The sequence below is a fragment of the Streptomyces sp. NPDC008092 genome (genome assembly GCF_042957285.1).
GTDB lineage: Bacteria > Actinomycetota > Actinomycetes > Streptomycetales > Streptomycetaceae > Streptomyces.
Genome location: NZ_JBIBHY010000017.1, coordinates 128,826 through 141,313 on the forward strand (window position 1 = coordinate 128,826; position 12,488 = coordinate 141,313).

Here is a 12,488-nt window from a genome sequence, read left to right on the forward strand (position 1 = left end):
CCGGCGAGCGCTTCGGTGACGGCGAGAGTGTGAATACATCCTCAAATCCGGGGCAGTATGTCTGAAATGTCTGGCCTCACGGAGGCTGACCAGGACTTTTCCGCTGTTCTCGCTGACTCCGGCGGACTTGCCCGCTAGTCTCCGAGCAGAGTCAACGGGCAAGCGTGTTGCTCGTAGCTCCCCAGGTGTGGGGCGACTAGGTTCCTCACCGGTCCGTATCCGACAGTTCGACATCCGAGGTGACGTAGGCGTGGCTCTTCCGCCCCTTACCCCTGAACAGCGCGCAGCCGCGCTCGAAAAGGCCGCCGCGGCTCGCCGGGAGCGGGCCGAGGTCAAGAATCGACTCAAGCACTCCGGCGCCTCTCTTCACGAGGTCATCAAGCAGGGTCAGGAAAACGACGTCATCGGCAAGATGAAGGTCTCCGCCCTGCTTGAGTCCCTGCCGGGCGTGGGCAAGGTCCGCGCCAAGCAGATCATGGAGCGACTCGGGATCTCCGAGAGCCGCCGCGTGCGTGGCCTCGGTTCCAACCAGATCGCCTCCCTGGAGCGCGAGTTCGGCAGCACCGGCTCCTGATCACAGGGCCGTCCGGGAGGGCCGTCCCGGACGGCCTGCGATTGCTGGAATAATCGCTGCATGGCTGCAACATTCCGGGGGACGACCCCCGAGCCCCCGGACGTACGTCCGCGGCTGACCGTGCTCTCCGGCCCCTCCGGGGTCGGCAAGAGCACGGTCGTCGCTCATATGCGCAAGGAACACCCCGAGGTCTGGCTCTCGGTGTCGGCGACCACGCGCAAGCCCCGCCCCGGCGAGAAGCACGGCGTCCACTACTTCTTCGTCTCCGACGAGGAGATGGACAAACTGATCGCCAACGGCGAACTCCTGGAGTGGGCCGAATTCGCCGGCAACCGCTACGGCACCCCGCGCACCGCGGTCCTTGAGCACCTGGAGTCCGGCGTGCCGGTCCTTCTGGAGATCGACCTCCAGGGCGCCCGGCAGGTCCGCGAGACCATGCCGGAGGGCCGGCTGGTGTTCCTGGCCCCTCCTTCCTGGGAGGAACTGGTGCGCAGGCTCACCGGACGCGGCACCGAGGCGCCCGAGGTGATCGAGCGGCGCCTGGACGCGGCCAAGGTCGAGCTCGCGGCCGAGCCGGAGTTCGACGAAACCCTGGTCAACACCTCTGTCAAGGACGTGGCGCGCGAGCTGCTAGCCTTGATGGACGTTGTGTGATCGTTGCTGATCATTCAGACTGAATCTTTCCCATCCATCGGAAGGCAGAGCGTGTCCTCTTCCATCACCGCGCCCGAGGGCATCATCAACCCTCCGATCGACGAGCTTCTTGAGGCCACCGACTCGAAGTACAGCCTCGTGATCTACGCGGCCAAGCGTGCCCGTCAGATCAACGCGTACTACTCGCAGCTCGGCGAGGGCCTCCTTGAGTACGTCGGTCCGCTCGTCGACACCCACGTCCACGAGAAGCCGCTCTCCATCGCCCTGCGCGAGATCAACGCGGGTCTGCTGACGTCCGAGGCCATCGAGGGCCCGGCGCAGTAGTACTTTCGTATTGCGGTTGACTTATCCACAGGCCCGGCAGCCGACTGCCGGGCCTGTGGTGTGTGATGGCGTCATGGAATCGACGAGTGGAGGCCCGGTGGGCAAGCCGAAGGTCGTGCTGGGGGTCAGTGGCGGCATCGCCGCGTACAAGGCCTGTGAGCTGCTGAGGAGGTTCACGGAGTCGGGCCACGACGTCCGGGTGGTGCCCACCGCCTCCGCGCTGCACTTCGTCGGCGCCGCGACCTGGTCCGCCCTCTCCGGCAACCCGGTCTCCACCGAGGTCTGGGACCACGTCGAAGAGGTCCCGCACGTCCGCATCGGCCAGCACGCCGATCTGGTCGTCGTCGCCCCCGCCACCGCCGACATGCTCGCCAAGGCGGCCCACGGCCTCGCCGACGACCTGCTCACCAACACCCTCCTCACCGCCCGCTGCCCGGTCGTCTTCGCCCCGGCGATGCACACGGAGATGTGGGAGCACCCGGCCACCCAGGAGAACGTGGCCACGCTGCGGCGCCGCGGCGCCCTCGTGATCGAACCGGCGGTCGGCCGCCTCACCGGCGTCGACACCGGCAAGGGCCGCTTCCCCGACCCGGCGGAGATCTTCGAGGCCTGCCGCCGCGTCCTCGCGAGAGGGGTGACGGAGCCCGACCTGGCCGGCCGCCACGTCGTCGTCTCCGCCGGCGGCACCCGGGAGCCCCTCGACCCCGTCCGCTTCCTCGGCAACCGCTCCTCCGGCAAGCAGGGCTACGCCCTCGCCCGCACGGCCGCCGCGCGCGGCGCCCGGGTGACGCTGGTCGCCGCGAACACCGCAGGACTGCCCGATCCGGCCGGCGTGGACGTCGTCCCGGTCGGTACGGCCGTCCAGCTGCGGGAGGCGGTGCTGAAGGCGGCCGCCGACGCCGACGCCGTGGTGATGGCCGCCGCCGTCGCCGACTTCCGCCCCGCGGTCTACGCGGCCGGGAAGATCAAGAAGAAGGACGGCCAGGATCCCGAGCCGGTCGTCCTGGTGCGGAATCCGGACATCCTCGCGGAGATCTCGGCCGACCGGGCGCGGTCCGGACAGGTGATCGTCGGCTTCGCCGCGGAGACCGACGACGTCCTCGCCAACGGGCGGACCAAGCTGGCGCGCAAGGGCTGCGACCTGCTCGTGGTGAACGAGGTGGGGGAGCGGAAGACCTTCGGCTCCGAGGAGAACGAGGCCGTGGTGCTCGGCGCCGACGGCAGCGAGACGCCCGTGCCGCACGGGCCGAAGGAGGCTCTCGCCGACACCGTGTGGGACCTGGTGGCGGCCCGTTTGGGTTAACTTATTTCAGCCATATGTCAACTTTCCCGGACGCGACATAGCGGTGCGGGGGCTCTGGTCAAGGCCGCCGACCATTGGGCAGAATGCCCGTGCCGCAGGTCACAGCACTTCCGAGTGTCGAGACAGATGGGCCGGCGGCCGAGTGCGACCGATAAACTGTTCTCGGACGACGCCCGGGTGCAGCCCCCGTGTCGTCCGCCAATGATCAGACAGCAGCCGCTGCAACCCCAGGGAGCGTTGTGTCCCGTCGCCTGTTCACCTCGGAGTCCGTGACCGAGGGTCACCCCGACAAGATCGCTGACCAGATCAGCGACACCATTCTCGACGCGCTGCTGCGCGAGGACCCGACCTCCCGGGTCGCCGTCGAGACGCTGATCACCACCGGCCTGGTGCACGTGGCCGGCGAGGTCACGACCAAGACGTACGCGGACATCGCGACGCTGGTCCGCAACAAGATCCTGGAGATCGGCTACGACTCCTCGAAGAAGGGCTTCGACGGCGCCTCCTGCGGCGTCTCGGTCTCGATCGGCGCGCAGTCCCCGGACATCGCCCAGGGCGTGGACACGGCGTACGAGAACCGCGTCGAGGGCGACGAGGACGAGCTCGACAAGCAGGGCGCCGGCGACCAGGGCCTGATGTTCGGCTACGCGACGGACGAGACGCCGACGCTGATGCCGCTCCCGATCTTCCTGGCGCACCGCCTCTCCAAGCGCCTCTCCGAGGTCCGCAAGAACGGCACCATCCCCTACCTGCGCCCCGACGGCAAGACGCAGGTCACCATCGAGTACGACGGCGACAAGGCCGTCCGCCTCGACACGGTCGTGGTCTCCAGCCAGCACGCCTCCGACATCGACCTGGAGTCGCTGCTCGCCCCCGACATCCGCGAGTTCGTCGTGGAGCCGGAGCTGAAGGCGCTGCTGGACGACGGCATCAAGCTCGACACCGAGAACTACCGTCTGCTGGTCAACCCGACCGGCCGTTTCGAGATCGGCGGCCCGATGGGCGACGCCGGCCTGACCGGCCGCAAGATCATCATCGACACCTACGGCGGCATGGCCCGCCACGGTGGCGGCGCCTTCTCCGGCAAGGACCCGTCCAAGGTCGACCGCTCGGCCGCCTACGCCATGCGCTGGGTCGCCAAGAACGTCGTCGCCGCCGGCCTGGCCGCCCGCTGCGAGGTCCAGGTCGCCTACGCGATCGGCAAGGCCGAGCCCGTCGGTCTCTTCGTCGAGACCTTCGGCACGGCCAAGGTCGACCACGAGAAGATCGAGAAGGCCATCGACGAGGTCTTCGACCTGCGTCCGGCCGCGATCATCCGTGACCTCGACCTGCTCCGCCCGATCTACGCGCAGACCGCCGCGTACGGCCACTTCGGCCGCGAGCTCCCCGACTTCACCTGGGAGCGCACGGACCGCGTCGACGCCCTGCGCGCGGCCGTCGGCCTGTAACCCCCTGAGATCCGCTGCCCAGGCCCGGTTTCCCCGCAGGGGAGCCGGGCCTCGGCACGTCCGGGGAGACCGGGGAACCCGTCGCGTCCCGCCTGTCGCGTCCCGGGGTCCCGGAATTCGGCCGGTCGCCGCGGCTGGTCGCCGCGACCCGGTGATCGGTACGCCGAGACCCTCCCGGTGCGACGGCCGCGGTTCCCTCCGGGGAGTGTGCCCATGGCGCGGGATGAAGCCGGTGTGCCTCGACCGTCGCCGGACTGACCTCGGCCGACCTGTACCGTCAGGCCGGGTCACGGCCCAGGGCGGCAGAACGCCGTACGGCGCCCCACGGCCGGAGTGCACTCGGGCGGCGCCGGTTGTCAGTGGCGTTTGGTAAGAATGCAAGGGTGAGCAGCGAGAACGTGCAGGGGGACGGAGGCGCCGGAGGGGCGCCGCCGGAGCAGCTCGCGCTCATCCGGGAGAGCGTGCGGGGGGCCAAGGCGCCGCGGGCCAAACCGCGGACCTGGCGGGGAGCCGAGCTGGCGGAGCGGTTGCCGGTCGCACGCGTGCTCGTGGACAAGGGCGTGCTCCACCTCGACCGCTACTTCGACTACGCCGTCCCCGCCGAACTCGACGCCGAGGCGCAGCCGGGGGTCCGGGTCCGGGTCCGGTTCGGGGCCGGGCGGCACCGGGTGCGGGACGGGCGCCGCGAGGGCGGCGGACTCATCGACGGGTTCCTGGTCGAGCGGCTCCCCGAGTCCGACTACTCGGGGCCGCTGGCCGCGCTGGCCCAGGTGGTGTCGCCGGAGCCGGTGCTGGGCGAGGAACTGCTGCGGCTCGCACGGGCGGTCGCCGACCGGTACGCGGGCAGCCTCGCGGACGTGCTGCAGCTGGCCGTGCCACCGCGCAGCGCACGGGCCGAGAAGCGGCCGTCCCCCGAGCCGCTGCCGCCCCCACCGGTGCCGGGCGCCGGATCCTGGACACGGTACGAGCACGGGTCCGCCTTCATCGAGTCGCTGGCCTCGGGCGGCGTGCCGCGCGCGGTGTGGAACGCCCTGCCGGGGCCCGGGTGGAGCGAGGAGATCGCCCGGGCCGTCGCCGCCACGCTCGCCTCGGGACGCGGCGCGCTCGTCGTCGTACCGGACGGCCGGGCCGCCGCGCGGGTCGACGCCGCGCTGACCGGTGTGCTGGGCGAGGGGCGGCATGCGCTGCTCACGGCCGACGCCGGGCCCGAGAAGCGGTACGCGCAGTGGCTCGCCGTCAGCCGCGGGTCGGTGCGGGCCGTCGTGGGGACACGGGCGGCCATGTTCGCGCCCGTGCGGGATCTCGGGCTCGTGGCGATCTGGGACGACGGGGACGACAGCCACAGCGAGCAGCACGCGCCGCAGCCGCATGCGCGGGATGTGCTGCTCCTCCGGGCGGCGCTGGACAAGTGCGGGTTTCTGCTCGGGAGTTGGAGCTGCACGGTGGAGGCCGCGCAGCTCGTGGAGAACGGCTGGGCGCGGCCCCTGGTGGCGGGGAGGGAACAGGTGCGGGGGGCCGCACCGCTGGTGCGGACCGTCGGGGACGGGGACCTGGCCCGGGACGAGGCCGCACGGGCCGCGCGGCTGCCGACGCTCGCCTGGCAGGCCGTCCGGGACGGGCTGCGGCACGGGCCGGTGCTGGTGCAGGTGCCCCGGCGGGGGTATGTGCCGCGGATGGCCTGTGCCCAGTGCCGGGCGCCGGCGCGCTGCCGGCACTGCGCCGGTCCGTTGGAGGCGCGGGCCGCCGGGGCGCTGGGGTGCGGGTGGTGCGGGCGCGCGGAGAGCGACTGGCACTGCCCCGAGTGCGGCGGCTTCCGGCTGCGTGCCCAGGTGGTCGGGGCGCGGCGGACCGCCGAGGAGCTGGGGCGGGCCTTTCCCGCCGTACCCGTGAGGACGTCGGGGCGCGAGCAGGTGCTGGACACCGTGCCGGGGACGCCCGCCCTGGTCGTGAGCACCCCGGGTGCGGAGCCGGTCGCCGAGGGCGGCTACGCGGCGGCCCTGCTGCTGGACGGCTGGGCGATGCTCGGGCGGCCCGACCTGCGGGCCGGTGAGGACGCGCTGCGCCGGTGGATCGCGGCCGGGGCGCTGGTGCGGCCGCAGGCGGACGGGGGGACCGTGGTCGTCGTCGCGGAGCCGACGCTGCGGCCCGTGCAGGCGCTGGTGCGGTGGGATCCCGTCGGGCACGCGGTACGGGAGCTGGCCGAGCGGGCGGAGCTGGGGTTTCCGCCGGTGTCGCGGATGGCGGCGGTGTCGGGGACGGCGGAGGCGGTCGCCGAGTTCCTCGGTACGGCCGAACTGCCGCCGGATGCCGAGGTGCTGGGGCCGGTACCGGTGCCCGTGGCGCGGGCCGGGGCGCCTCGGCGGGCGGGTGCGCCGCCGCCGGGGGAGCACTGGGAGCGGGCGCTGGTACGGGTGCCGCCGGGGAGCGGGGCGGTGCTTGCCGCCGCGCTGAAGTCGGCTCAGGCGGCGCGGATGGCGCGGGGGAGCGGGAGCGGTGCCGGGAGCGGGGAGGCGGTTCGGGTGCGGATCGATCCGCCGGACATCGGGTGAGCCGACAGACGGCTGCCCTCCCGGATGCTTGCCGGGAGGGCGGGAGCGGGCGGGTCGGCCCTGAGGCCAGCCGTGGTGTCGGTCGGCCGCTGCGTGCGTGGGGCGCAGCGTGCGTCAGCCGTTGCGCGGGCCGGGGAAGGCTGTCGGCCTGACCTCGTCGCGGAGGGTGGGGCTGCCCGCGGTCGGCTGGGTCGGCATGGAGCGGGCGGCCGGGACCGTGGGAACGGTGGGCAGGCCGCCGCCCACGTTGATCGTGCGGGTGCCCGACGCTTCCGTGGACCGGTCGGGATCGGCCGTGGCCCCTGTCTGGGCCGCGGCGCGGCGGGCGCCGTAACGGCGGTGCACCGCCTGCTTGGTGACTCCGAGCGCGGAGCCCACCGCGTCCCACGAGAAGCCGAGTGAGCGGTCGAAGTCCACGGCGGCCGTGACCAGGGTCTCGACACTGTCCCGGAGTTCCTGGGCGAGGCGGACCGTCGGGGCGGGGGCACGTCCGTAGACGACGAAGCCCGTGGACGGGCCGGAGCGGCGCGGGCGGTAGACGTTGCCCAACTGGGCGGTGAGCGTGCGTAGTGCGTCCACCTGGCGGCGGACCCGCTCGATGTCCCGCACCAACAAGTGCAGGCTGGCCCGGGCCTGGGCGTCGTGGGTTGCGTGGTCGGCCATGAACAAGCCTCTCGAACCGGCGTTGAAAGGAATGGGCCGCGTATGCGGCCCGTTGTGGTCAACTCTCTCTTGACCAACGCGTGGGCGCTCCGCTGGTCACGGTGTGGGGGCGTATGGGCATATGCGTACGCCGTGCGGCGGGGATGCACGACCGGGGGAGTTCTCCCACCCGCGCACCACCCGTCCCAGTCGGCAGAGAGGTTGAGCGACCTGCGGGGGTACTCACCGTCGGCGGCGCACCGTCAGGGGCTCACGGTTCGCGGTTCTCGGTTTGTGATGTGCGGCGCACGGCTTGCGGCTTCGTCCGGTGGTTGTTCCTCGCCTGTCGCCTGTCAGTCGTGGCCCATGGCCCGTCGGCCCACGGCTGTTGGTCTTGGCCTGTTGCCCGTCGCCCATCGCCGGTCGGTCGTTCGTGGTTCGCCGTTGGGGGGGGCGGGGCTTGTGGTGCGTGGTTGGTGGGGTTCGGGGTCGTGGGCTGTGGGCGGTGGGTGATCGGTGCGGCATAGACTTGTTTGTTGCCCGTGTTGATGCCGTTCGAGAGGGTCTCAGTCGCCCATGAAGCTTGTCTTCGCCGGTACCCCCGAAGTCGCCGTTCCCGCTCTGGACGCTCTGATCTCGTCCGGACGGCACGAGGTGGCCGCCGTGGTCACGCGGCCCGATGCGCCGGCCGGGCGGGGCCGCAGGCTGGTCGCTTCGCCTGTGGCCGAGCGGGCGATGGAGGCCGGGATCGAGGTGCTGAGGCCGCTCAAGCCGCGTGAGCCGGAGTTCCTGGAGCGGCTGAGGGAGATCGAGCCGGACTGCTGTCCGGTGGTCGCGTACGGCGCGCTGCTGCCGCGGGTCGCGCTGGACGTGCCGCTCCACGGGTGGGTCAACCTGCACTTCTCGCTGCTTCCCGCCTGGCGCGGTGCGGCTCCCGTGCAGCACTCCATCATGGCGGGCGACGAGATCACGGGCGCCTCCACCTTCCTCATCGAGGAGGGGCTCGATTCCGGGCCCGTCTACGGGACCGTGACCGAGGAGATCCGGCCCACCGACACCAGCGGCGACCTCCTGACCCGGCTCGCCTTCGCCGGCGCCGGGCTGCTCGCCGCGACCATGGACGGTATCGAGGACGGCACGCTCAAGGCCGTACCGCAGCCGGCGGACGGCATCACCCTCGCGCCGAAGATCACCGTCGAGGACGCGAAGGTGGAGTGGTCGACGCCGGCGCTGAGGGTCGACCGGGTGGTGCGGGGGTGCACTCCGGCCCCCGGTGCCTGGACCACGTTCCGCGGCGAGCGGCTCAAGCTCATCCAGGTCACGCCGGTTCCCGAGCGGACCGACCTCGCCCCCGCCGAGATCGCCGTGGGCAAGAACAGCGTGCACGTCGGGACGGGGTCGTACGCCGTGGAACTGCTCTGGGTACAGGCCCAGGGCAAGAAGCCGATGCGGGCCGCCGACTGGGCGCGTGGCGTGCGCATCGGCGCCGGGGAGACCCTCGGCGCCTGAGCCGCCTTCCCCACCAGCGGCTTTCCGGCGTACGCGGCGTACGCTGGGAGTCGCCTCATTCCCATACCCGGAGCACCTTTTTCGTGAGCGAGCAGTCCCGGCGGCCGCGCAGGCCCGCCAAGCCCTACCGCCGTCCCCAGCGGGACCCCGTCCGCATCCTCGCCTTCGAGGCGCTGCGCGCCGTGGACGAGCGGGACGCGTACGCCAACCTCGTGCTGCCGCCGCTGCTGCGCAAGGCCCGGGAGAAAGGCGACTTCGACGGGCGGGACGCCGCGCTCGCGACCGAGCTGGTCTACGGGACGCTGCGCCGGCAGGGGACGTACGACGCGATCATCGCCGAGTGCGTCGACCGGCCGTTGCGCGAGGTGGACCCGCCGGTGCTGGACGTGCTCAGTCTGGGCGTCCATCAGCTGCTCGGGACACGGATTCCCAGCCACGCCGCCGTCTCCGCCTCCGTCGAGCTGGCCCGGGTGGTGCTGGGCGACGGGCGGGCCAAGTTCGTCAACGCCGTGCTCCGCAAGGTCGCGCAGGACGATCTCGACGGCTGGATCGCGCGGGTCGCGCCGTCCTACGACGAGGACCCCGAGGACCATCTGGCCGTGGTGCACTCGCATCCGCGGTGGGTCGTCTCCGCGCTCTGGGATTCGCTGGGGGGCGGACGCGCGGGGATCGAGGAGCTGCTGGCCGCCGACAACGAGCGGCCCGAGGTGACGCTGGTCGCCCGGCCCGGACGGGCCACCACCGAGGAACTCCTCGGGGAGGAGGCCGCCGAACAGGGGCGCTGGTCGCCGTACGCCGTGCGGCTCACCGAGGGCGGGGAGCCCGGCGCCATCACGGCCGTACAGGAGGGCCGGGCCGGTGTGCAGGACGAGGGCAGCCAGCTGGTCGCCCTCGCGCTCGCCAACGCGCCGGTCGAGGGGCCGGACGCGAAGTGGCTCGACGGCTGTGCCGGACCCGGCGGCAAGGCCGCGCTGCTCGCCGCGCTCGCCGCCGAGCGGGGGGCCGTGCTGCTCGCCTCCGAGAAGCAGCCGCACCGGGCCGGGCTGGTGGAGAAGGCCCTGCACGGCAACCCCGGGCCGTACCAGGTCATCGCGGCGGACGGGACCCGGCCGCCGTGGCGCGCCGGCACCTTCGACCGGGTGCTGATGGACGTCCCCTGCACGGGCCTGGGCGCGCTGCGCCGGCGCCCGGAGGCACGGTGGCGGCGCCGCCCCGAGGACCTCGACAACTTCGGTCCGCTGCAGCGTGCGCTGCTGCGTACCGCGATCGACTCGGTGCGGGTGGGCGGGGTGGTCGGGTACGCCACGTGCTCGCCGCATCTGGCGGAGACCCGGGCGGTGGTCCAGGACGTGCTCAAGCAGCGCCCGGACACCGAGCTGCTGGACGCGCGCCCGCTGCTGCCAGGGGTGCCGGAGCTGGGGGAGGGGCCGGATGTGCAGCTGTGGCCGCATGTGCACGGCACGGACGCGATGTATCTGGCGTTGATCCGGCGGACCGGCTGAGATGCTTCGGCCGGGGGGACCCTCAGCGCCCCGTAAGGGGCGCGGGGAACTGCGCGAGCAACCCCCACCCACCCGCACCGCACCCACAAGCCGACCCACCCCCGAACCCCATTCGGCCCACCCCGTCAGGGCATGGCACGCTTGGGGCATGGCCGTGCAGATCAACCCCAGCATCCTGTCCGCCGACTTCGCCCGCCTCGCGGACGAGGCGAAGGCGGTCGAAGGCGCCGACTGGCTCCACGTCGACGTCATGGACAACCACTTCGTCCCGAACCTCACGCTCGGTGTGCCGGTCGTAGAGTCCCTGGCCCGTGCTACGGACACCCCGCTGGACTGCCACCTGATGATCGAGGCCCCTGATCGGTGGGCGCCGCAGTACGTCGAAGCGGGTGCTTCCTCCGTCACCTTCCACGTGGAGGCGGCCGCCGCGCCCGTGCGGCTCGCGCGGGAGATCCGGGCGAAGGGCGCGCGTGCCTCCATGGCGCTCAAGCCCGCCACGCCCGTCGAGCCCTACGAGGACCTGCTTCCCGAGCTGGACATGCTGCTGATCATGACGGTGGAGCCGGGTTTCGGCGGCCAGTCGTTCCTCGACATCATGCTGCCGAAGATCCGCCGCACCCGGGAGTTGATCAGCAAGCACGGACTGGAGCTGTGGCTCCAGGTCGACGGTGGAGTTTCCGCGTCGACGATCGAGCGGTGCGCGGATGCCGGAGCCGACGTTTTTGTGGCAGGTTCGGCGGTGTACGGGGCAAACGACCCGGCAGCGGCGGTACGTGCACTACGCACCCAGGCGGAGACGGCGACGGCCGCCGCGTCCTGGGCGTGCGACCACTGAGGTACGGGAACGTGAACGGCTCCGATCAGGGCTGATCAACTGCGCCGGATCTGCAAGGATGAACGGCGTATCCAGAGTGTGAACAGCAGTGAGGAGATGGCCGTGTCGGGTATGTCGGCGGGCCGGTCAGCCATGCGGATGGGACCCGCAGAGCTGGTGCAGGCGGCGGCCATGGCCCGCCGCTTCTATCTCGAAGGCAAGTCCAAGATCCAGATCGCTGAGGAGTTCGGCGTCAGCCGCTTCAAAGTGGCCCGGGTACTGGAGACTGCCCTCGAAAGGGATCTCGTACGCATCGAGATCCGCGTACCGGCCGAACTGGACGCCGAGCGCTCGGACGCGCTCCGTGCCCGGTACGGTCTGCGGCATGCCGTCGTGGTCGAGTCCCCGGCCGAGGCGGAGGAGACCCCCGACCCCGAGAACCTCGGCGAGGTGGCCGCGGACCTGCTCGGCGAGCTCGTCAATGAGGGGGATGTGCTCGGCCTCGCCTGGGGCCGGTCCACCATCCACATGGCGGCGGCGCTCGACCGGCTGCCGCCGTGCACGGTGGTGCAGCTGACCGGGGTGTACGACGCCGGGACCTCCGAGCGCGGCTCGGTCGAGGCCGTCCGGCGCGCCGCGCAGGTGTCGGGCGGCGACGCGCACCCCATCTACGCGCCGATGCTGCTGCCGGACGCGGCCACCGCGGCTGCGCTGCGCAACCAGACCGGGATCGCCCGGGCCTTCGAGTACTTCGACAAGGTCACGGTCGCCTGCGTCTCGATCGGCTCCTGGGAGCCCGGCATCTCCACGGTGCACGACATGCTCAGCGACGAGGAACGCGCGCACTACGCCACGCTGGGCGTCGCCGCCGAGATGGCCGCGCACCTCTTCGACGCCGAGGGCCGCCGGGTCGGACGCGACCTGGGGGAGCGCTGCATCACGGTCAAGGCCGACCAGTTGCGCCGTATCCCGGAGGTCGTCGCGATCGCGGGCGGACAGCGCAAGGCGGCCGCGATCGACGCGGTGCTGCGGTCGGGGCTGGTCACCAGTCTCGTCACCGACACCTCGGCCGCCGACTACCTGATGACGGCGGGCAGCACTCCCAAGCCCGCGCTGAACCGCGCGGACCCGGACGGTCCCTGACCGGGACCATGGCAGCGCCGCGGCAG

General features: G+C 72.1%; 11 protein-coding genes. 10 read left to right on the top strand and 1 reads right to left on the bottom strand.

Annotated elements, in window-relative coordinates; all coding sequences use genetic code 11:
- Positions 1-250: 250 nt before the first annotated feature.
- The 6 genes from ACFZB3_RS41295 to ACFZB3_RS41320 all read left to right on the top strand — a co-directional run bounded on the left by ACFZB3_RS41295 (position 251) and on the right by ACFZB3_RS41320 (position 6,852).
- A complete protein-coding gene (locus tag ACFZB3_RS41295; RefSeq protein ID WP_003977346.1) occupies positions 251-574 on the top strand; it encodes an integration host factor in 324 nt (107 codons plus the stop codon).
- 60 nt (positions 575-634) lie between these two features.
- Positions 635-1,228, top strand: a complete 594-nt coding sequence (gene gmk, locus ACFZB3_RS41300) for a guanylate kinase (protein ID WP_391386467.1) — start codon at positions 635-637, stop codon at positions 1,226-1,228.
- Between the two features lie 51 nt (positions 1,229-1,279).
- On the top strand, positions 1,280-1,552 hold the full coding sequence (gene rpoZ / locus ACFZB3_RS41305; protein WP_005319902.1) for a DNA-directed RNA polymerase subunit omega: 273 nt from the start codon (positions 1,280-1,282) through the stop codon (positions 1,550-1,552).
- A gap of 73 nt (positions 1,553-1,625) precedes the next feature.
- The gene (gene coaBC, locus ACFZB3_RS41310) at positions 1,626-2,855 is read left to right on the top strand and encodes a bifunctional phosphopantothenoylcysteine decarboxylase/phosphopantothenate--cysteine ligase CoaBC (RefSeq protein WP_391386471.1); all 1,230 of its coding nucleotides are present in this window, start codon (positions 1,626-1,628) and stop codon (positions 2,853-2,855) included.
- A 239-nt stretch (positions 2,856-3,094) separates the two neighbouring features.
- The gene (gene metK, locus ACFZB3_RS41315) at positions 3,095-4,303 is read left to right on the top strand and encodes a methionine adenosyltransferase (RefSeq protein WP_391386474.1); all 1,209 of its coding nucleotides are present in this window, start codon (positions 3,095-3,097) and stop codon (positions 4,301-4,303) included.
- Positions 4,304-4,686: 383 nt separating this feature from the next.
- On the top strand, positions 4,687-6,852 hold the full coding sequence (locus ACFZB3_RS41320; RefSeq protein WP_391386477.1) for a primosomal protein N': 2,166 nt from the start codon (positions 4,687-4,689) through the stop codon (positions 6,850-6,852).
- Between the two features lie 114 nt (positions 6,853-6,966).
- On the opposite strand, the gene ACFZB3_RS41325 is transcribed toward ACFZB3_RS41320, so the two are convergent.
- Positions 6,967-7,515, bottom strand: a complete 549-nt coding sequence (locus ACFZB3_RS41325; RefSeq protein ID WP_391386480.1) for a hypothetical protein — start codon at positions 7,513-7,515, stop codon at positions 6,967-6,969.
- Between the two features lie 555 nt (positions 7,516-8,070).
- Between ACFZB3_RS41325 and fmt the strand changes: the two genes are divergently transcribed.
- The 4 genes from fmt (at position 8,071) to ACFZB3_RS41345 (ending at position 12,462) form a co-directional block, all read left to right on the top strand.
- On the top strand, positions 8,071-9,003 hold the full coding sequence (fmt, locus tag ACFZB3_RS41330) for a methionyl-tRNA formyltransferase (protein ID WP_391386483.1): 933 nt from the start codon (positions 8,071-8,073) through the stop codon (positions 9,001-9,003).
- 83 nt (positions 9,004-9,086) lie between these two features.
- Positions 9,087-10,505: a transcription antitermination factor NusB gene (locus ACFZB3_RS41335; protein ID WP_391386486.1), complete on the top strand. Its 1,419-nt coding sequence runs from the start codon at positions 9,087-9,089 to the stop codon at positions 10,503-10,505.
- 148 nt (positions 10,506-10,653) lie between these two features.
- On the top strand, positions 10,654-11,340 hold the full coding sequence (rpe, locus tag ACFZB3_RS41340; RefSeq protein ID WP_391386489.1) for a ribulose-phosphate 3-epimerase: 687 nt from the start codon (positions 10,654-10,656) through the stop codon (positions 11,338-11,340).
- Positions 11,341-11,418: 78 nt separating this feature from the next.
- Positions 11,419-12,462 (top strand): sugar-binding domain-containing protein, encoded by a 1,044-nt coding sequence (locus tag ACFZB3_RS41345; RefSeq protein ID WP_391386492.1) that lies wholly within the window; start codon positions 11,419-11,421, stop codon positions 12,460-12,462.
- Positions 12,463-12,488 lie beyond the last annotated feature (26 nt).

Excerpts from the sequence above, each read along its gene's own strand:
- ACFZB3_RS41325 (WP_391386480.1), bottom strand. The coding sequence starts at position 7,515 with ATGGCCGACCACGCAACCCACGACGCCCAGGCCCGGGCCAGCCTGCAC.
- coaBC (WP_391386471.1), top strand. The coding sequence starts at position 1,626 with ATGGAATCGACGAGTGGAGGCCCGGTGGGCAAGCCGAAGGTCGTGCTG.
- gmk (WP_391386467.1), top strand. The coding sequence starts at position 635 with ATGGCTGCAACATTCCGGGGGACGACCCCCGAGCCCCCGGACGTACGT.
- fmt (WP_391386483.1), top strand. The coding sequence starts at position 8,071 with ATGAAGCTTGTCTTCGCCGGTACCCCCGAAGTCGCCGTTCCCGCTCTG.
- rpe (WP_391386489.1), top strand. The coding sequence starts at position 10,654 with ATGGCCGTGCAGATCAACCCCAGCATCCTGTCCGCCGACTTCGCCCGC.